The sequence below is a fragment of the Erwinia sp. MYb375 genome, from assembly GCF_037479175.1.
GTDB lineage: Bacteria > Pseudomonadota > Gammaproteobacteria > Enterobacterales > Enterobacteriaceae > Erwinia > Erwinia rhapontici.
Window position 1 is genome coordinate 576,969 of sequence record NZ_JBBGZS010000011.1, and the last position, 19,987, is coordinate 596,955.

Annotated in this window: 23 protein-coding genes; 9 read left to right on the forward strand and 14 right to left on the reverse strand. The window is 53.4% G+C overall.

The window, feature by feature from the left end; all coding sequences use genetic code 11:
* Nucleotides 1-8: 8 nt before the first annotated feature.
* The 11 genes from fliP to fliF form a co-directional block, all read right to left on the reverse strand.
* Nucleotides 9-746, reverse strand: coding sequence for a flagellar type III secretion system pore protein FliP (fliP, locus tag WH279_RS05170; RefSeq protein ID WP_133842884.1), 738 nt, complete (start codon nt 744-746; stop codon nt 9-11).
* Nucleotides 743-1,132 carry a flagellar biosynthetic protein FliO gene (gene fliO, locus WH279_RS05175; RefSeq protein ID WP_339455197.1) on the reverse strand — a complete coding sequence of 130 codons (390 nt, stop codon included), beginning with the start codon at nt 1,130-1,132 and terminating at the stop codon, nt 743-745. The genes fliP and fliO overlap by 4 nt, the downstream gene beginning before the upstream one ends.
* Nucleotides 1,133-1,534, reverse strand: coding sequence for a flagellar motor switch protein FliN (gene fliN / locus WH279_RS05180; protein WP_200640394.1), 402 nt, complete (start codon nt 1,532-1,534; stop codon nt 1,133-1,135). It lies immediately after the preceding gene.
* Complete coding sequence (gene fliM / locus WH279_RS05185; RefSeq protein WP_133842890.1) at nt 1,527-2,534, reverse strand: flagellar motor switch protein FliM; 1,008 nt, start codon at nt 2,532-2,534, stop codon at nt 1,527-1,529. Before fliM ends, fliN begins: the two co-directional genes overlap by 8 nt.
* Nucleotides 2,535-2,543: 9 nt before the next feature.
* Nucleotides 2,544-3,026, reverse strand: a complete 483-nt coding sequence (gene fliL, locus WH279_RS05190; RefSeq protein WP_339455198.1) for a flagellar basal body-associated protein FliL — start codon at nt 3,024-3,026, stop codon at nt 2,544-2,546.
* A gap of 148 nt (nt 3,027-3,174) precedes the next feature.
* Nucleotides 3,175-4,476: a flagellar hook-length control protein FliK gene (locus WH279_RS05195; protein ID WP_339455199.1), complete on the reverse strand. Its 1,302-nt coding sequence runs from the start codon at nt 4,474-4,476 to the stop codon at nt 3,175-3,177.
* On the reverse strand, nt 4,473-4,919 hold the full coding sequence (fliJ, locus tag WH279_RS05200; protein WP_133842896.1) for a flagellar export protein FliJ: 447 nt from the start codon (nt 4,917-4,919) through the stop codon (nt 4,473-4,475). Before fliJ ends, WH279_RS05195 begins: the two co-directional genes overlap by 4 nt.
* A gap of 58 nt (nt 4,920-4,977) precedes the next feature.
* Nucleotides 4,978-6,339, reverse strand: a complete 1,362-nt coding sequence (fliI, locus tag WH279_RS05205) for a flagellar protein export ATPase FliI (RefSeq protein ID WP_339455200.1) — start codon at nt 6,337-6,339, stop codon at nt 4,978-4,980.
* On the reverse strand, nt 6,339-7,031 hold the full coding sequence (gene fliH, locus WH279_RS05210; protein WP_133842900.1) for a flagellar assembly protein FliH: 693 nt from the start codon (nt 7,029-7,031) through the stop codon (nt 6,339-6,341). Before fliH ends, fliI begins: the two co-directional genes overlap by 1 nt.
* Entirely contained in the window at nt 7,024-8,016 is a 993-nt protein-coding gene (fliG, locus tag WH279_RS05215; protein ID WP_200640386.1) for a flagellar motor switch protein FliG, read from the reverse strand. Before fliG ends, fliH begins: the two co-directional genes overlap by 8 nt.
* Entirely contained in the window at nt 8,013-9,782 is a 1,770-nt protein-coding gene (gene fliF, locus WH279_RS05220) for a flagellar basal-body MS-ring/collar protein FliF (protein ID WP_339455201.1), read from the reverse strand. Before fliF ends, fliG begins: the two co-directional genes overlap by 4 nt.
* Before the next feature lie 240 nt (nt 9,783-10,022).
* Between fliF and fliE the strand changes: the two genes are divergently transcribed.
* The 3 genes from fliE (at nt 10,023) to WH279_RS05235 (ending at nt 12,344) form a co-directional block, all read left to right on the forward strand.
* Complete coding sequence (fliE, locus tag WH279_RS05225; RefSeq protein WP_200640383.1) at nt 10,023-10,337, forward strand: flagellar hook-basal body complex protein FliE; 315 nt, start codon at nt 10,023-10,025, stop codon at nt 10,335-10,337.
* A gap of 534 nt (nt 10,338-10,871) precedes the next feature.
* Nucleotides 10,872-11,828: a chemotaxis protein gene (locus WH279_RS05230; RefSeq protein ID WP_339455202.1), complete on the forward strand. Its 957-nt coding sequence runs from the start codon at nt 10,872-10,874 to the stop codon at nt 11,826-11,828.
* A gap of 327 nt (nt 11,829-12,155) precedes the next feature.
* Nucleotides 12,156-12,344, forward strand: coding sequence for a hypothetical protein (locus tag WH279_RS05235; protein WP_339455203.1), 189 nt, complete (start codon nt 12,156-12,158; stop codon nt 12,342-12,344).
* 34 nt (nt 12,345-12,378) lie between these two features.
* On the opposite strand, the gene WH279_RS05240 is transcribed toward WH279_RS05235, so the two are convergent.
* Nucleotides 12,379-12,660 carry a hypothetical protein gene (locus WH279_RS05240; protein ID WP_339455204.1) on the reverse strand — a complete coding sequence of 94 codons (282 nt, stop codon included), beginning with the start codon at nt 12,658-12,660 and terminating at the stop codon, nt 12,379-12,381.
* A 394-nt stretch (nt 12,661-13,054) separates the two neighbouring features.
* On the reverse strand, nt 13,055-13,624 hold the full coding sequence (locus WH279_RS05245) for a helix-turn-helix domain-containing protein (RefSeq protein WP_234472149.1): 570 nt from the start codon (nt 13,622-13,624) through the stop codon (nt 13,055-13,057).
* A 540-nt stretch (nt 13,625-14,164) separates the two neighbouring features.
* Between WH279_RS05245 and WH279_RS05250 the strand changes: the two genes are divergently transcribed.
* The 6 genes from WH279_RS05250 (at nt 14,165) to WH279_RS05275 (ending at nt 18,312) form a co-directional block, all read left to right on the forward strand.
* Nucleotides 14,165-14,560, forward strand: a complete 396-nt coding sequence (locus WH279_RS05250) for an antiterminator Q family protein (protein WP_339455205.1) — start codon at nt 14,165-14,167, stop codon at nt 14,558-14,560.
* 226 nt (nt 14,561-14,786) lie between these two features.
* The gene (locus tag WH279_RS05255; RefSeq protein ID WP_133842914.1) at nt 14,787-15,254 is read left to right on the forward strand and encodes a glycoside hydrolase family protein; all 468 of its coding nucleotides are present in this window, start codon (nt 14,787-14,789) and stop codon (nt 15,252-15,254) included.
* A gap of 20 nt (nt 15,255-15,274) precedes the next feature.
* The gene (locus WH279_RS05260; RefSeq protein WP_234472166.1) at nt 15,275-15,598 is read left to right on the forward strand and encodes a DUF7940 domain-containing protein; all 324 of its coding nucleotides are present in this window, start codon (nt 15,275-15,277) and stop codon (nt 15,596-15,598) included.
* Nucleotides 15,595-15,897, forward strand: coding sequence for a hypothetical protein (locus tag WH279_RS05265; protein ID WP_339455206.1), 303 nt, complete (start codon nt 15,595-15,597; stop codon nt 15,895-15,897). The genes WH279_RS05260 and WH279_RS05265 overlap by 4 nt, the downstream gene beginning before the upstream one ends.
* Nucleotides 15,898-16,165: 268 nt before the next feature.
* Nucleotides 16,166-17,914 carry an amylovoran biosynthesis protein AmsF gene (locus WH279_RS05270; RefSeq protein WP_339455207.1) on the forward strand — a complete coding sequence of 583 codons (1,749 nt, stop codon included), beginning with the start codon at nt 16,166-16,168 and terminating at the stop codon, nt 17,912-17,914.
* Nucleotides 17,915-18,048: 134 nt separating this feature from the next.
* Nucleotides 18,049-18,312, forward strand: a complete 264-nt coding sequence (locus WH279_RS05275) for a hypothetical protein (protein ID WP_133842920.1) — start codon at nt 18,049-18,051, stop codon at nt 18,310-18,312.
* A gap of 82 nt (nt 18,313-18,394) precedes the next feature.
* Here the strand turns inward: WH279_RS05275 and WH279_RS05280 are convergent, their stop codons facing one another.
* Nucleotides 18,395-19,792, reverse strand: coding sequence for a GGDEF domain-containing protein (locus WH279_RS05280; RefSeq protein WP_339455208.1), 1,398 nt, complete (start codon nt 19,790-19,792; stop codon nt 18,395-18,397).
* Between the last annotated feature and the right edge of the window lie 195 nt (nt 19,793-19,987).

Genomic DNA, 19,987 nt, shown 5'->3' on the forward strand with positions numbered 1-19,987 from the left:
GCTCCGGGTTAGGAATAGAAACTTTGGGCCAGCGAACCGACCAGCAACTGCCAGCCATCGACCAGCACAAACAGCATGAGCTTAAAGGGTAGCGATATGGTCGCCGGTGGCACCATCATCATCCCGAGAGCCATCAATACGCTGGCGACCACCAGGTCGATAATCAGGAACGGAATAAAAACGGTAAAACCAATCTGGAAAGCCGTTTTCAGTTCGCTGGTGACATAAGCCGGCAGCAGAATACGCATCGGTACGGCTTCCGGGCCGGCGATTGGCGGTGTGTTGGCTAAACGGGCAAACAGTGCCAGGTCACCTTCACGCGTCTGACGCAGCATAAACTCACGCAGCGGCTGGGAACCTTTCTCAATGGCTTCCTGCATGCTGATTTTGTCTTCACTGAACGGCTGATAGGCATCGGTGTAAATTTTGTCGAACACCGGGCCCATAATAAAGAAGGTCAGAAACAGCGCCAAACCCAGTAAAACCTGGTTCGGTGGTGCAGACGGTGTACCGAGTGCACTTCGCAGCAGGCCAAAAACGATAATGATGCGCGTAAAGCTGGTCATCATCAGTAAGATGGCTGGCAGGAAGGTCAGCGAGGTAATAAACACCAGTGTCTGAACGGGCAGTGACCAACTCTGGCCGCCATTGGCCATCGGTTTGCTGATCAGGCCCGGTAACTGGGCATAAACATCAGGTGCCAGCATCAGCAGGCCGAGCAGCAGCAGTGGAAGGGTGCGTTTCATTTTTTCTTCCCGGCGCTTTTCATTAATGACTGGAGAACCAGACGGAAATCGGGCTTTGGCTCCGCAGCGTCGGGTGTCTCTTGCTGAGGTTTGGCAGGCAGCGTGTGCAGATGGGTAATTTGCTGGGCAGTGACTCCCAGCACCAGACGCGCATCATCAACGTCGACAATCACCACACGTTCACGTTGACCCAGCGAGCAGCTTGCACTGATATTCAGTGTCTGACTGCCGCTGCGCCGTGAAGCAAAACCGAATCGTTTTGCCACCCAGGCACAGGCGAGAATAATAATAATAATCGCCGCCAGCACGCCACTCACCTGAGTGAGCATTGAGCCGGTTGAAATGGCCGGTTGTGGGATGACCGGCTGCTGCTGCGTGGTATTCATTTAGCGACTCAGACGACGCATACGTTCAGACGGGGTAATGATGTCGGTGATGCGCACGCCATACTTATCGGCCACCACGACCACTTCACCCTGAGCAATCAGATAACCGTTAATCAGGATATCCAGTGGCTCACCCGCTAATCCATCCAGTGCGACAACCGAACCTTGCGACAGACGCAGCAGCTCTTTGATCGTCATTTTGGTGCGGCCCAGTTCAACAGTCAGTTTGACCGGGATATCCATAATCATATCGATATCTTGCAGCGAACCGGACACATCGCCCACATCCAGCGATTTAAACACGCTGTCGGTGGGAGAGGATTTTACCTGTTCATTCATTGCGTCAGCCCACAGGTCGTCCGCAGAGATGTCGTCATCGGACGGCTTATTCGTATCACTCATCGGGCTGTTCCTCATTCAGCGAATTCAAAATCGGGTTGATCAGGTGTTCCACGCGCAGAGCGTACTGCTTATTCAGCGTTCCGTACTGGCTGGTCAACACCGGAACGCCATCCACATGGGCGATAATGCGGTCCGGTTTTTCAATCGGTAATACGTCGCCAGGCTTCAAGGCCAGCAGACGTGAAATTCTCATCGATACTTCGGCAAAATTCGCCACCAGCTCCAGCTCAGAGTGCTGAACCTGTTTCACCAGCGTGTCACGCCAGTTTTCATCTTCGCTGCGAGAGTTTTCTAACGGTGGGTTCACCAGCGTTTCACGCAGCGGTTCAATCATGCTGAATGGAATACAGATATTGAACTCACCAGTCAGGTTACCAATCTCAACCTGGAACGGCGTGGTGACCACGATATCGTTAGGTGAGGTGGTAATATTGGTGAATTTCACCTGCATCTCTGAACGAACGTATTCGACATCCAGTGGATAGATCGGCTTCCAGGCCTCACTGTAACAGTCGAGCGCCAGCTTCAGCATACGACGGATGACGCGTTGCTCAGTGTGGGTGAATTCACGTCCCTCGACTTTCGTCGGGAAACGGCCATCACCCCCAAACAGGTTATCTACGGCGATAAACACCAGACTCGGCGAGAAAACCACCAGCGCCGTGCCACGCAGCGGCTTGAGGTGGATAAGGTTAAGGTTAGTTGGCACCGGCAAATTGCGGGCAAACTCATGGTATGGCTGAATCTTGATCGCGCCGACCGAAATATCCGGACTGCGGCGCAACAGATTAAACAGCGCCATACGATAAGAACGCGCAAAACGTTCGTTAATGATCTCCAGTGCCTGCAGACGCTCACGAACCACGCGGCGCTGGGTATTGGGATCATAGGGGCGAATGTCGCTCTCGCCACCGCTACTGACCTTATCTTCTGTCGCACTATCGCTGTCGCCATTGAGTAGTGCGTCAATTTCTGCCTGAGAAAGAATGCTATCGCCCATAAATATCCATCACCGCAGAATGAAGGCCGTGAAGAGGACATCTGTCACGACCTGCTGTGGTTGTCCCTGCACCAGCGGAGGTGCCAGTACCTGTTTTATCTGTGCTACTAATGCCTGCTTGCCTTGTTCATTCGCTAACGCCGAGGCACTTTGACGTGAAAGCAACAGCAGCAGACGACTACGGACTTCCGGCAGATAATCATTCATACGACGACGCGATTCTTCGTCTGGCAAACGCAGCGTAAAGCCCACGTAAAGCACACGATCCGGGTCGTTATCTGGATTGATCAAATTAACCGTAAAAGTATCCAGAGCAAAAAACACCGGCGCAGGTGGCGGCTCCGGCTTTGTTGCCGCAGCGGCATCTGCCGGAGTTTTAATCATGCGCCAGACTGTATAGCCCGCCACGCTGCAAGCGACCAGAGTCACAATGAGTAACACCGGTATCAGGAGCTTACGTTTGCCGCTTTTGGCTTTAGCGTTATCAGTCATATTAGCTGTAACTTCCTGTGATTATTTTCGGGGGCGGTGCCACGTAATCCACTGTCCCACGGCGTTATGACAAATTATCCCGCGTCTTGCGCCAAACAATAGGCAGAAAAGACGCGAGTTTTGCCATCAGCTTACGCGTTTGTTGCCGTCAGGCGAAAATATCAACAGCATTGGAGCCGGCTGCGCGCGCCTGCAGGGCGGCAGGAACGGCAATTGGCGTCACATCACTGTCATTTTCTGTAGCAAGACTAAACGGGCTTCCGTTGTTATTGCGCTGCTGCTCCTGCTGACCAGTAAAAGACTGACCCTGCTGGAACGCATCGCTACTGACATTACTTTGACCCAGGTTGATGCCGCTTTCCGCCAGTGAGGCACGCAGTTGAGGCATTGCTGCCTCCAGTGCGGCCCTGACCTGGCTCTGATTCGACACCATACTCAGCTGGGCCTGGTCATTATCCAGTTTCAGGCTGATCTGGATACTGCCCAGGTCCTGCGGATGCAGATGCAACTCGGCGGTCTGTTGCCCGTTGCGGCTGAACATCAGGATCTGTTGTCCCAGTGCCTGCTGCCATTCCGGGCTTCCCAACTGAGAATTCAGCAGAGGAGTTGCCGGTGCACTTACCATCGAGGTTGACGTCGGGGTAAGTAATGAAGACGCGGTACTGATCACATTATTGGTTATCGTCGCGGTAGGGGCAGAACTTGAATTTTCTTTATCGATATCTTTGCTGACGTTGCTCATAACCTGCTGAAAAGCTGGGTCGAGAGTCACCGCGCCTGGATTTACGGACGCTTTACCAGTGCCCGTGCCGTCAGAAGATTTTGCACTAACGGGAACCAAAAGGGCGTTATTGCTGTTTTTAGCGTCAGCGCCAGTGGCATCACCTTCTTCCGTTGTCACTTTACCCAGAGCCGCACTCAGCGCATTCAGCGTCGATTGTTTATCGCTTTTATTCAGCCCAGCGGTGAGCAGATCGCTACTTTTTGCCGTAGCACTGGTCACCGGAACGGCGGCATTGTTCGGCAGCATGGCATAAAGCGCCTGCAATGCCTGAAGATCACCGTCGCTGAGTGTCACCGCAGGTGCCTCTTTCTCATCCGTCGCCACATCGTCTTTGCTATCGATTTTGGCCTGCTGCGGCTGCAAGAGGGCCGTCAGCGTATCAGGCTTATCCAGGGCTGCCAGCAGATCGCTGATGCCCGGCTTCTTAGTCTCTTTACCGTCATCACTGGCTGCGACCTCGGCGCCATCGACGGCCACGCCCGTGCCACCCTGTTGAGCCAGGGAGAGCAGACGGTTGCCCAACAGCGTCAGGAATCCCTGCTGCGAGGCCTCCCCATCCGCTGTTAATTCACTGCCGGTGCTGTCGAGAGTACTGTCGCTGGTGCTGCTGACTTTCGCGCTGCCGCTGGTTGCCGTCGTCGTGACCGCAGTTGGTAAGGTAATCATTCGCCTTTCCTCAATGATGCCCGTTGGGCAAATTCATCCATCCGTTTCTGATCGAGACGGTTTTCTTGTAACAGGGCGGTAGCCAGCGCGCGTGACTGAAGAGTCTCGTAGGCGTGCAGCCGTTGTTGTTTGTCGCGCCACAGGCGCAATGCATTTTCCACGCGCGTATTCCAGTGCAGCAGTTGCTGACGATGTTGCTCAATCGCGTTTTCCAGCGTCTGAATAAACTGGTGATAGTTGTACCAACGGGTACTGGCTATCCCTTCGCTCATGGTGTTGTTAAGGTTCTTGCGGTATTCGTCCTGATAATTGAGCAGCATGTTGAGCTGCTCATCGGCCTGTTTTTGTGCACGACGCACGTCACCTAACTGAATGGCGGCTTTTTCCACATCTTTGTGCGCCAGGTCGCGCAGCGTATCAATGGCTGAGACTGTCTTTGTCATAAAGCCCTCCAGTCAGGCGGCATCACGCAGCAGGGCATGATGCGACTTCAGATGAAACTTAACCAAAAATCGCCTGCAAATGCAGGCTGGCATCGTCGAATGTGCTGCGCTCAAACATGCCCTGTTGCAGGAAAGCTTCCAGTTCAGGGTAGAGTTTGATCGCTTTATCCAGTGTTGGGTCGGTTCCCGCTGCATAGGCACCCACGCTGACCAAATCACGGTTGCGCTGATAGCTCGACAGTAGCTGTTTAAACTGACGCACGCGGGCGTAATGGGTCTCATCGATCAGGTGTGCCATCACGCGGCTGATCGAGGCCTCAATATCAATGGCCGGATAGTGACCGGATTCCGCCAGACGACGTGACAGAACGATATGGCCATCAAGGATAGCGCGCGCTGAGTCAGCGATCGGATCCTGCTGGTCATCCCCTTCGGTCAGAACGGTATAGAAAGCGGTAATAGAACCACCGCCGTCGATGCCATTACCGGCACGTTCTACCAGTGCAGGCAGTTTGGCGAACACGGAAGGCGGATAGCCTTTGGTCGCAGGAGGTTCACCGATGGCCAGGGCAATTTCACGCTGTGCCATGGCATAACGCGTCAGGGAATCCATGATCAACAGCACGTGCTGGCCACGGTCACGAAAATCTTCGGCAATACGCGTGGCGTACGAAGCTCCCTGCATACGCAGGAGGGGAGAGACATCGGCCGGGGCGGCAATCACCACCGAACGCGCACGTCCTTCGGTGCCGAGGATATTCTCGATAAAGTCTTTCACTTCACGGCCACGCTCACCAATCAGGCCCACGACAATCACGTCGGCTTTGGTGTAACGGGCCATCATGCCCAGCAACACACTTTTACCCACGCCGGAACCGGCAAACAGGCCCATACGCTGGCCGCGTCCGACGGTGAGCAGGGCGTTAATCGCACGCACACCGGTATCCAGCACATCGGTAATCGGCGTACGCTGCAACGGGTTAAAAGGTGGGGTATTCAGCGGTGCGCGATAGCCGGTTTCTGGTGCAGGCAGCCCGTCCAGCGGGCGGCCACTGCCGTCCAGCACGCGTCCCAGCAGTTCCGGACCCAGCATCATCTGTTTACCACTATTCTGTTTGTCGCCTGCAATACGCGCGTAAACGCGTGCGCCGGGCAGAACACCCTCGACATCTTCCAGCGGCATCAGCAGCAGCTTCTGACCGTTAAAACCCACTACTTCACTTTCTACTTCGCTGATGCCCTGGTTGTCATGACGTTCAATCACGCAGGTGGCACCCAGCGGCAGTTGCAGCCCGGTTGCTTCCAGTACCAGACCGGTAGCGCGGATCAAACGACCATAACGACGGACGTCCGGCACTTGGGCCAGACGTTCTTCGAAGTTGTCGAGTGCGCCAAGCCAGCGCGACAGGCGAGTGGTCATTATAATTCTCCCGGTGCGGCCAGGCGGCAGAGTTCGTGCCAGCGGGTGGCAATGCTGGCATCCAGATCGCCATCTTCCGCGCTGACCTTACAGCCGCCGGGATGGATGGTGCTGTCACCCAGCAGACGCCAGCCGTGCAGGCTGAGCGTCGCGCCCAGCGTGGTTTCCACGCGGGGCAAATCGTCGGGATGGACGCGCAGCGTAGGTTTGCCGCTGAACATCGGTTCCTGTTGCAACATGCCCTGAATCTGACGCAGCAGGGCGGTGCCGTCGACGTGAGGCGCCTGGCCAATCACCTGACGGGCCGCTTCCAGTGCCAGCTGCATCAGACGTGAGGCAATCACGCTGTCCAGCGCTTCCAGTGTATGGTGAAACTCGGAAACCAACTGCTGCATACGCGCCTGTAACGGCGCCTGCTGCTGCTGTGCTTCTGCCAGACCCTGTTGAAAACCGGCGTCATAGCCCGCTTTCTGACCTTCAGAAAAGCCGCGCTGCTGCCCTTCGGCGTAACCCAGACCCTGGGCTTCGTTGCGGACCTGAGCCTGCAACTGTTCTAACTGAAACTGCTGCTGCTCGATCGGGTCATCGGTTGTGACTTCGGGTAAGACCAGCTCTTCGAGCAGTGGACGATCGGGGCGCGCCAGATCGTTTGGCTGCCAGCGTTGCCAGGGCAGGGACGCGTTATCAGACATAGGTTTCCTCGCCACCACCAATCACCATCTCGCCGGTTTCGGCCAGACGACGGACAATCAACAGAATCGCTTTCTGTTCGGTTTCCACCGCAGACATACGCATCGGACCGCGGTTGGCGAGGTCGTCGCGCAGGATGTCGGCAGCACGCTGCGACATGTTGCGCAGGAATTTCTCGCGCAATGGCTGCTCGGAACCTTTCAGAGCCACCAGCAGCGATTCGGATTCCACTTCCTGCAACAGGCGCTGGATACTGCGATCGTCCACTTCGACGAGGTTTTCGAACAGGAACATTTCGTCGATGATTTTCTGTGCCAGCTCGCCGTCGAACTCGCGAACCGCTTCGATAACCGCTTCTTCCTGCTGAGTTTTCATCAGGTTGATAATCTCTGCCGCGGTACGAACCCCTCCCATCTTCGCACGCTTGAGGTTCTGACCATCCAACAGGCCATTGAGCACTTCGGTCAGTTCTGCCAGCGCGGCTGGCTGTACGCCGCCGAAGGTGGCAATACGCAGCATCACATCGTGACGCAGACGTTCGTCGAACTGCGCCAGAATGTCGGCCGCCTGGCCACGCTTCAGGTGCACCAGGATGGTGGCAATGATCTGCGGATGTTCGTCGCGGATCAGGTCGGCAGCCGCCTGTGGTTCCATAAAGTTGAGCGTGTCCATCCCGGAGGTGGTATCGCGTGTTTCGAGAATATCTTCCAGCAGGGTGGAGGCTTTCTCTTCGCCCAGCGCTTTGATCAGCACGGAACGCAGGTAGTCGTTGGAGTTGAGGCTCAGCGCTGCAAACTGCTCTGCATCAATCTCAAACTCGCGCAACACATCGGTCAGCTGTTTATGTGATACCTGACGCATGTTGGCAATCGCGGTGCTGAGGTGCTGCACTTCACGGGTATCGAGGTGTTTGAACACCTCTGCGGCGCGGTCTTCGCCAATCGTCATCATCAGGATGGCGCTTTTCTCAGTACCGGTGAGACTCATAGTTCTTCCTTCATCCACTGGCGAATAACCAGAGCCACCACGCGTGGGTCATTTTCTGACATCTCACGAATACGCTGGCTCATCACCTCTGCACTCATGCGGTGCTGAGATTTACGTTCCTGGTCAAGTTCATCTTTCGACAGCTTGACGGAGATTCCGGACTCTTCATCTTCGGCCTGACGTGCAGCAGTAATGGCAGCAGCTTCCAGCGCGGCTTTCTCCTGCTCTGCTTTACGACGCAGCTGTGGGCGAACCAGTTTGCGGTAGAGGATGTAAGCCACAATCAGCACCAGTAACCAGCGTCCGGCTTCCAGCATCTGCTCGATAAATGCAGGCTGTTTCCAGAATGGCAGTTCAGCACCAAGGTCACTGTTTTCCGTGAACGGAGAGTTAACCACGTTCAGGCTGTCGCCACGCTGCTCGGAGAAGCCCATCGCTTCACGGGTCAGGTTTTCGATCTGCTTAAGCTGTGCATCATTCAGTGCAATGGGCTTACCGGCGGCATCGGTACGGTAGTTCACCACCACCGCAACTGACAGGCGCTGAACTTCACCGACATTCATCTTGGTATGCAGGATGGTGCGGTTCACTTCATAGTTAGTCGTGTCGTCGTTACGCGTATTTGACGGAACGATTTTCTGAGCGCTGCTGGTGGCTGCATTGGCTGCCGCATTATTCGCGTTAGCACCGGCTGCACCGTTAGCGCCAGCTGCACCCGCCGCACCGTTAGCACCCGCTGCACCATTGGCACCGGCGGCACCGTTAGCGGGAGTGGTAATCGGGCCTGCGTTGGCCGGTGCCGGTTGGTTCGACAGGGCACCCGGAACGCCGCCAGGATACTGGCCACCAAGTTGTTCGCTGTTGCTGGTCTGGCGTGAGCGAATCGCTTGCTGGTCAGGATTGCTGTTCGGTTTGTACTGCTCGTCGGTCTGCTCACGGGTATTAAAGTCGATCTGCGCGGTGACCTGCGCATGGACATTGCCGTTGCCAACGATAGGACCCAGGATGGCTTCGATACGCTGCTGGAAACGCGCTTCAACATCGCTGGCATATTTTAACTGGGTGTCATTGAGGCCACGCCCGGTTGGATCGTTCTGAGTCAGCAGACGGCCCGCCTGGTCAACGACGGTCACATTGCCCGGTGGCATACCGGCGACGCTGCTGGATACCATATGAACAACGGCGTTGATCTGGCCTTCATCCAGCGCACGACCCGGCTGCAATGCCAGGGTCACAGACGCGGACGGTGATTTCTGCTCGCGCACGAACAGCGTGGGTTTTGGCATCGCCAAATGCACCCGTGCACCCTTAACCGGGCCGAGTGTTTCGATGGTACGTGCCAGCTCACCTTCCAGCGCACGCTGGTAGTTCACCTGCTCGCTGAACTGGCTGATACCGAATTTCTCTTTATCCAGCAGCTCGAATCCCACTGCGCCACCTTTCGGCAACCCCTGTGAAGCGAGGCGCAGGCGCAGCTCATGCACCTGTGTGGCAGGAACCAACAGCGCACCACCCTGATCGTCGAACTTATACGGTACGTTCATCTGGGTCAGTTGCGTGACGATAGTCCCGCCATCCTCATTACTGAGGTTACTATAAAGGACGCGATAATCTGGCTGCTTGGCCCACAATACCATCGCAATAACGATGGCAATGACCGCGGCCGCCGCAACGATAATAGGGATGCGGGGGTTTGCGCGTAGGCGAGCGAACAGGTCATTCAAACCTTTCTTCTCTGGATTATCCTGCGTGACAGTTGCATTCATGACTCGTTCCTGCCTGACAGTTGACCGGACTGTTGCGTGTAGTGTCGTAACAAAACTGACTCCCTGATGCGCTGGCTTAAAAAATTTCCACCTCAATGGACTGCCATTATTTTCTGAAATGAGAAATTCGATGGCTGGATAAGCTGTGATTTATGCGGCTATTTAGGGGCTTTGTCTTATTGACATTGTGTTAAGTTTGTCAGCAATCGTAATCACCACATCGTTCGTTCGGGAGAAAACATGGCTATTCAGGGTATTGAGAGTGTGATGCAGGCGCTGCAAACCACCGCAATGCAGGCTGCTGGCGGTAAAGGCGCTGACAGTACATCGCACGCAGATTTCGGCGCAGAGTTGAAAGCCGCACTCAGCAAGATCAGTGAAACACAAACGGAATCTCGTGCTCAGGCGCAGGACTTCCAGATGGGTAAAGAAGGCGTCTCACTGAATGACGTGATGGTGGATATGCAGAAGTCCAGCGTCTCAATGCAGATGGGCATCCAGGTGCGCAACAAGCTGGTCAGCGCGTATAGCGACATCATGAATATGCAGGTTTAAATTAGTTAAGTGCCTGAATGAAATCGTTTAAAACCCTCTCCGGTGTGTGGGGGGCAGTAGTGGGGCAAAGTCGTTTCAGGGCTGGTAACCATCAGCCCTGCCATACCGCGTGAGAGTGAAAGCAGTCACTGATTAGTGGCGCTGTATCCTCACAGGCGCTTATCGACTCGTCATCAATGTGTTTTTTATTCGGTGGTCATCGTTGATGCCGATGCTATGCGCCTGCCAGCCAATATAGATGCACTCAGACAGTCTAAAACCCCATGAGAATGATACTTAATATCATTTAACTTGTTAGGAATGCTTCTTACTTGTATTATTCCTTTGCCCCTCACAGAGCTAACACCATAGAGTGCCGGAGATAAGCGCCGGAAGGGGTATGTCACTCTCCTCTTTTTCTCTCTCCCGGTCATAAATCCTGCAATCTGCCCTGTATTTTTCTTCGTCACTGCCGATAACTTTCAACAGCGATCCTGAGCGCGTGCAGTTTTTCCGCGCCGGCTGACAACAATGAATAATAACCTTGAGGTAGACATGGATAACTTTCAAAAAGAGATCGATGAGAGAGCGAATCTCGCATTATCGAATAAGTTCGAACTTTTGTTATTCCGCCTGGGGTCTGCTCATCAGGATGATAAGCCTGAGCTGTTCGGCATTAACGTTTTTAAACTGCGTGAAATCGTGCCGATGACCAACATCACCCGTGCGGCAGGCATGAAATCCCCGCTGCTGGGTATGGCGAATATTCGTGGGCAGTTGATCCCGGTGATCGATCTTCCTGCGGTGGCGGGCTGCACTCCCTCAACGGGCCTGAATTTATTACTGGTCACCGAATACGCGCGTAGCACGCAGGCGTTTGCGGTGGAATCTGTCGAAGATATCGTGCGCCTTGACTGGAGCCAGGTACATGCCGCGGAATCCGGTGTCAGTACCCGTAATATTACCAGCATTGCCTGCCTGGATAACAACAACAACATGGCCATGGTGCTGGATGTTGAGCAGATCCTGCATGATGTCATCCCTTCTGTTCGTGAAGTGAAAGAAGGCGACATTAAGGTGAAAACCTTCAAGCTGAAGCCGGGCGCGATAGCGATTGTGGCGGAAGACTCGAAAGTTGCCCGTCAGATGCTCGAGCAGGGCCTGAAAGCGATGGGGATCCCGGCCGAAATGCATACCACAGGCCTGGAAGCCTGGGAAAAAATTAAAAAGCTCTATAAGGAAGCGCAGGAAGAGGGCACATCTATCCATGACAAGATCGCGCTGGTGTTAACCGACCTTGAAATGCCCGAAATGGATGGCTTTACGCTGACGCGTAACATCAAGAGCGACCACAATCTGAAGGATCTTCCGGTGGTGATCCACTCTTCACTTTCTGGCAGTGCTAACGAAGATCATGTCCGTAAAGTTGGGGCGAATGGTTATGTGGCGAAATTCGAAATTAACCAGCTTTCCGCTGTGATTCACCAGGTACTGGAAGACGCAGTCTACTGATTAGATTGCGTTAAATGGCGTTAAAGATCCCTCTGTCCTCAGGGGGCTGCCAATGAAGAGAATGCGGCGGGCAGGGAAGGTGCGACTGCCGCACCTGCCTGTTTGTACTTCGCCCTGCAACGCCCTTGCAACATGACGATAATCATTGCGTGAATTCACACATCAGAATAATTCACTTATCACTTGTCTGAAAAATCCTAGAATGAAACCGGGCATCGTTAAAAGGAGGCTGGAGGGAGTAAGGAAGAGAACGTACAAGGCCCGGTACGTCGGTTTGACGTTATCTGGATGGTGCGCTTGCTTACTGAGGTTCCTTCATCAGAACTTATGGATAAAGACAGTCATAACCCACCCGCCGATCATCAGGCGGACGTTCCTGCAGACCCTCCACCGGACAGCACGGATTGTGCTCATCCGATTGCGGTGGATCTGGAAGGTTGGGTGTTAACACCCGCGCAGCGAACCTTTATTAAGTCCTTACTCAGTGAGGATGACGAAAGCGATACCGATCGCTAAAAACAAACAGGCCGCCCGTGTGCGGCCTGTTTTTTTATCTGTCCTGTGCCTGCTGAACAAACGCAGCGCAAAATGAGCAGCCTGAAGGGTTGCCTGGGCCTGGTAAAGCACAATGCGGGCAGCTATGCCCGGCGGCAAATGTACTGCGCATATTCAGACTTAACCTCGCACACTCTTCCTGACCCAGCAGATGACCAATTTTGCGTATCAATCGTTTTTCACGCTGACGCGCAGCGATGGCAGCCGCACGTCGCGCCTTATAACGGCTACGACAGGTACCGAATGGCGCTGCCGTTTTCCAAAATATCGTAGTCATAATGACCTCCGGTGCAGGAACCCGTTCTCTGATTCCCCTTGCCATGTGCGGTAAAAACCCTCGTAAGCGCAGCTGATGAATCGCGCCTATAAAAAACGATAGCTATAGTTATTATCAATATCAAATGTTATGAGTTAAATAACCTGCGCTATCAACGTATTTATTTGAAATAACTGATTTTTAATATTTAATTTGGATTAATTGGCAGTTTAATGGCAAAGATCTGAAAAATTTTACTAACCTATTCAGTTATATCGATAGATGAACACTGTCATGCCCATGATGTGAGAGGGATGATGGATTACCGCGAGGAAATACTGATGGTTTCTGTGTTGTTCAGGGTGTCTGGCGGTCACTACGAGGAGATCATCCTGCCGGAGCAGGAGGTGAGTGATTATCGTCTTAAATCGCGGATAAGGAAAATAGCCACACCGATTAAGCGGACTTCTCCCGCCAGCTCAACCGCCGGCAGGCGTGGGTCATCAACGGTTAAAAAACCATTCGAGGGCCCTTCCAGATAACGGTACACAGAGACGCGTGAATTCATCTCAGCCATGACGAGATCTCCAGATTCAACTGGTACATCGACGTCAATGATCACAACGCTGCCAGCGGTGGCTTCCACGCAACCGCTGTTGCGGTCAAGAATATAGGCCCGCCAGCTCTTTTTAGCCTTAACGCCGGTGGGGACAGCGACCAGTTCAGTGGTTTTTCCGTTGGCATCCCAGAGCGGCACAGTAGTGCCGCTTTTCACTTTGTCTGTGGGGCTCATAGTTGCCGCTCCGCGCATCTCTCCCGCGCCATTTGCCAGCCACTCCACGTTGATATCCAGTGCTCTGGCAATGTCGACCAGCTTACGCGATCCCTCTGCTTCACCCTTCGTCAGCCGCCAAATCGTTGGCTGTGATACGCCCGATGCTTTTGCTAAAGCACCCTGTGTCATTCCCATCATGGTCATAGCCATGTTCAGCCGCCAGGCGAGTGTATTCGGTTTCATATACCAGAATTTATAGCGATGCGTATTTTTCGTCAAACACGCTTTGCTATTATTTTTTATAATAGCTTTTGCTATTTTTTGTCTTTTATCTATACCTATAAGTATTGATGTGGTGAGCGAAGGGCATTCAAAAGCGTTTTTTTGTTGCCAGTCAGGAAAGCATGTCAGGTTCTATGTGGTGCTGATTGCCACATCCGGCAGTTCGGGAACAGGTCCAGTATTAACGTGACGTTGCAGGATAGTGTTGCACCGATAGCGACGGATTTCCCCTTATTGCAGGATATTTTTTACCGCTCTTTACCAACCCGGTCGTCCAGCCTAATCGCTGGTCTCATCTTTACGGTGGCGTAATGGCCACCCGTCCAGGTGTCTTTGCCTGCGTCGCCGCGCGATCGGGAGATCGTAGTGACCTGGCCAAAACACTGTTTTGACATTCACCTTAGCAGGCCGGCACCTGCCATAAAGCGGGGCTGTCGGCCCCCCCTGCACGGGACAAAGGAGCAGACTATGCGAGATATCAAAATACTATTGGAACGATGGGGCGGTTGGGCGGCGGCCAGTGGACACGGGCTGGGCTACTCTTCTGTCGCGGCGGGCTTCAGAGGTCTGGTCAGCGATCGCGGTCATCAACGACTGACGTGCAGTGATAACGACGGTCTGATACTCGACGGTTGTATCAGCCGGCTGATGAAAGTGAATAAAGAACAGCACAATATCCTTGTCGCACATTACCTCTATCAAATTTCACTCCGTTCGATTGCCCGTCGTCGTCGCTGCGCTGACGGGACTATCCGTAAGCAGATTCAGACGGCTGAGGGATTTGTTAATGGCGTTCTCACCGCACTGGAGTGTGAACTGGAATGTGAACCGCTTTGTGAACTTGAGTATGACAATTCCGAATAAAAAAACGCAACTAACGCAATTGAAAAAAGGGAATTTTTAAAAAAACGCAGGGAAATTTATTGCGTACGCAAATTCTGTCTCAAACTATCACTATCCACCTTTAAATAACGCTCTTAAGCGTCGCTGTTGTATATCGTTTATGAGGAATTCACCCTTTCATTGTTAGACGTAATGAACAAGGCTTGCTGAGGCAGCCTTTTTTTATTGCCTGTTAGTGAGGTGACCTATGAGTAAAGTCATTCAGATTTTAATGTATGAAGAAGGATACCAGGAGAAACCTTATCGGGATACGGAGGGATATCCGACGGTAGGGTGCGGAATTAAGATTGGACCCAAAGGTGCGGCGCTCGATAATTATATTTTCAGCCTGCCGCGAACGGTCGCCGAAGTCTGGTTACAGGAAATGCTGAACAGCCAGATGAAGGATATTAACCGTCGTCCTTCTATTCTGGCTGCGCTGCGCCAGTGCAACACCCCGCGCGCCGATGTGTTGTACAGCATGGCCTACCAGCTGGGTGTTGACGGGCTGTCAGCGTTCAAAAATACCCTGTTGCTGATTGCTGCGGGGAATTTCAGCGGTGCAGCGGAAGCGATGCTGGCCAGCCTCTGGGCACGACAAACGCCGACACGCGCCCAGCGCCATGCTGATGTGATGCGCAGCGGAACCTACACACAATATCAGGAGGTCCTGTGAAATTTACCCTGTTTGTTTCGCTGGTGGCTGTGACGTCACTGGCAATCTGGCTATTAGTCCATTATGGGCGGGTGGCGGTAGTCAATCATGCGCGCCTGTTATTGAAAACCTGGTCTGTCTGGCTGGCGTCAGGGGGATCGGCACTGACCGCATGGGTGCAGTCGTTTCCCGATGCTGCGCTGACAGCATGGAGTTCGCTCCCAGAGGATGTTAAGTCCTGTCTGCCACACAACTTCCTGGGGATGACGGGCGCGTTTATGGTGGCAATGGCAGTGATGGCGCAGTTTATAAAACAGAAAAACCTGAGCAAACAGCGTGATGCGCTGAATGGGGGCAAGGTATGAGTGCACTGTTTTCACTACTCAGCAGTAGCTGGCATGGCCTGCTGGCGATCGTTGCCGTGGCTGGGGCTTTTTTCGCCGTCTGGTTCGGCGGTAAGCAGGTGGGTAAAAGCCAGCAGCGAGCGAAAGCCCAGGTCGCCGAGGCGCAGAAAAGTGCTGCTCAGATTGCCGTTGTGGCAAAAAAACAGGCAGATAACAGTGAGGAGGCAAAACGTGTACAAACGGCCAATGCAGTGCTTGATGATACTGACGCTCGTCGCAAGTTGCAGCAGTCACAATTCAACTCCGACGATAGCCAGTGAGTTAATTACCGACTCTTCCTGCACCCTGTTTTCACCTATTTACACACACGGTCAGGATGCACAGTTAATGGATATCAGAACGGTCAGACAAATAAATGCCCATAACGAACTCTGGGTATCATTGTGTGCAAGTAAAAACAAGTAAACCTCGCCTTTGTTATTTTATATAGGAGGTGTTACGCAGTTTGTTATTTATTTCATCCCACTTAATCCCATTTATTTATCCTGAATAAGGCGGCTGACATCTGTGCGCTGCCCGGAGGTTATTATGATTGAAGTTAACTCTTTTGCTGAATTACGGACCACCGCGCCATCAAAATCAGGCGAAATTGCGCTGTTAAAACGTTATTACGACAAAGACTCCACCTTTCGTGGTGGTGGTACTTTTGCCGGTTTCGTGACCACGGCGCTGCCGGTGGATGACAGTGGCACCTATGCCGTCGGAACAGGATTTTTCTGGAAACGGGTGGTGAACAGCCAGGACGAGCTGAATATCTATCACTTTGGCGGCAAAGGTGACGGTATTACCGACGACAGCGGTGCCTTTAAGCTGATGCTGAACTGGGCACAGAATGTGAATACCAGCAGTAAGGACCTGGGCGTTCGTTTCCCGGGCGGTAAGTTTCTGATCAACCCGATTGATCTTTCCGCCAGTGAAATTCCGTTCTTTTATCTCTATGGTGACGACAACCCCCAGGGGGGAATGCCGCGTACCACCATTGTTTCTGACAAATCAACCAGCCCGGTGTTCAAAGTGAACGCACGGCGCACGGCGATAAAAGGTATTTGCTGGAACGGTCAGGCCTCGGCGGATATCACCGCCAATAAGGGAGCGATCAGCGCTGAGATGTGTACCAACCAGCAGCCCTTCTTTGAAAATATTATGGTGGCGGGGCAGACGGTGCTGATCACCTGCTTCCGGGTACAGAATTCGGGGGGGACGGCAGTCAAGCTTCTGGATACGCTGGATACCAAGTTCGACCAGATCTACTCGATCAATACCTATGGGCGCGTGTTTGACGTCGGCTGGTCTGATACGGTGAAGGGCGTATGGGACCACTCCACGGCCATTGAGTTGTCGAATGCTAACTTCCAGAGCGGCTATGGTGACGCGACGCTCATGATGCCGCGCGTTGGCCAGGGGCTGATACGCAACGTCTGGATTGAGCACACCCGCTTCCCGGGGGATTTCAATAACGGGCAGTGGCTGGTGGATGCCCTGAGTCTGGAGGACTGCGCCAATCCGCTCAATATGGATAATGCCCGCGTGCAGATCCGCCAGCTTAATCTGCAATCCGGCGGCGCGGCCCCCCTCACCCCCGCCGCGGGGCGCTGGTTGTCCGGCTATGAATCCGGCTGGCGCCGGGATGAAAGCTTCGGTACACAGATGACCGGCACTATGCGCGCGGGCTGGTACAGCGGCTATAAAATTACCAACATCTCTACCAGCGACAAATGGTACAAGCTGGGTAAAGTCTTTATGCCAAAAGATAACCAGCAATGGATCATTGAGATGATCGGTAAGTCGGCGAACGATGCGGTGACCGGGACGGCGGGAAGCCCTATCGGTGCCATGTCATCCGGCACCAGTTATCTGGCCATCTCTCGCTGCGCCACAGCGATTTACGGCGATATCCGGCATCATGGTTCTCCGGCGGTACTGGATATCAAGTTCAACCGCATCGGCGTGACCACATCGGAGATTTGGGTCAAACTCAAAGCGGCCAGCGGTGACACCCTGTTCAACCTGAAATCCACCGGACCGACGCGCTTTGAATCCGGTGAGTGTTCGCTGTTTACACCGGATCTGAGTGAAGTCACGGATGCCACGACGATAGGCACTGTCTCACCGGCGGCGCGTATGAGCCTGCACAACGGTCTGGCGGGCGTGGGGGCGAATGAAAAAGGGGTACTGACGGTAGCGACTGCGATCGCAACGGCACCGGCCACCACCACGGTTGCCGGTTATATCACTGTCAACGTCAATGGGACCGATAGAAAAATTGCGTATTATTAATCAACAACTTAAGGTCGGGGGAACCCGGCCTTTTTTTGTCGTTTTCGCGGTTGTTATAAAATGGTTATGAACTTTCTCCACCTCGCCCGGTCACAAAAGGGGTAGGCTTCTTTTAACGATGAAAGGAAATATCCATGAGTGATAACGAAAGCAAAACGCAGACTGACCACTTACGTGACGTGACTTCGCAGCTAAAAGAAATGCGCCATTATGCTCAGAGTAATACTGAAACGCTGTCAACACAGTGGCTGGCGTTCGATCAGGGGGAGCACAAAGACACGGGCTTTGCTGAGAAAATTAATCAGTTACTGACTCAGCAAGGCAGCTTGCTGGATGAGCTGGATACCACCATCCAGGATTTTGAAATCGAAGCGAACCGCATCGAAAACGAAGCATAAGGCAAAAAAGCCGGCCTTTTCAGGTCGGCCCTTTATTCTCATCAGGCCTGATTGCTCAGGTCTGTCATCGCCAGACCCGTTGTTACAAGATAAATTCCGGACGGACCTGATTTCGTCCGCTGCTCTTGGCGATATAGAGCTGCTCATCGGCTTTGGTAATCGACTCATCCAGACTGTTAACGTTATTGATATTCAGCGCGCTGATACCGATGCTGGCCGTCACACTGAGATCGTTGCCGTCAAGCAGGATCTGGTTCTCTTCAATGCTGTGACGCAGACGATTGGCTAACAGAAAAGCGCGCGGCTGCGAAATCCCCTCTATTAATACCAGAAACTCCTCACCCCCCATCCTGCACACCATTGCCGATGCCGGTAGTCCCTGACGAATACACTCCACCGTTTTTGCCAGCACATAATCGCCGCTGGCATGACCGTAGGTATCATTAATGTTCTTGAAGCGGTCGATATCAATGACAAATACCGCGCCAAAAAAGCCTTTCGGGCGGTTACGCGGAGTGACCAGTGTTTCCAGTTTGGAGGCGAGACCACTGCGTGTCAGTGCCCCGGTAAGGAAATCATAGTCGGCACGCTTAGTAATACGCGCCACCAGTTTGCGGTTTGAAGCGGTACTCAGTGCCACAATCAGTGGACTGATCAGCATCGCGGCTACACCCAGGCGCGCAGATGACAAACTATCAATACGGAACAGGTCGTCTTTGCCCTGAATATTCAGCACGTTTCCCGCGACCAGAATAATTTCGCTGATACCGGTCAACAGCGTCAGGAAACAGGTAATAAACAGCGGATAGCTGATCGCACACCACAACAGCGCCGGTAACGGGAACAGTAAACTGCCGCCGCCGCCAACCCAAATGCCTGTCACCGTTGTGAGCACCAACGCCAGTATCGGTAGCACGGTGCTGTCGCGCAGGGCGGCAACCAGATGAGCCAGTTCATCGCGTCGCGGCAGGCTTATCACCAACGGTAAAAGCAGAATCGATGTCGACATCTGTTCGGAGAACCAGGAGAACCAGGCTTTAAACAGCTCATCTTCGAAGTAGCGCTCGCTGACGATGGCGCCGACCAGCGCACAGGCTGCGGCACCCAGCAGTGAGGCAGGAAACACATGTAACAGCGCCTGCAAGCGGCGGGGATGTCCGCGTGTGAAGAAAGGGTTACTCAGCAACACCCAGCGGGCGGTGGCGATAAAAAGAATATTCGCGATATCCAGACCGACAGCAATCATCATCTGGGTACCATAAAGAATATCGGCACTGAGCATGCCAAAATAAAGAACGACAAGGGTGCTGGGTTTGTCCAGCGACGGGAAGCGGATCAGCAACCCCAGAAGAATGGCGTTACTCGGCCAGAACAGGGAGAGTGAGGCTAAATTGCGCGATTCCAGGCCAATTGTGGATAGCAGCATGGCGAGGGCGAATAAGATGATGGCCCGGTTTAGGTTATTTTTATAATTTGGCATCGTTAGGCTCAGGACGGTTAAAACGGGTCACTCTCGAGACGGTCGAGTTTACGGGCTGGCTGCAGGTAGATAACAGATCGACATCAGGGGATTGGCGCGAAATGACGCGCCAACAACATACGTGACAACCCGGATGAAAGCAATTTCTTAAGACTATTCCTGGTGTTGCTATTAGCAGAACGGCGTAAGGACGGT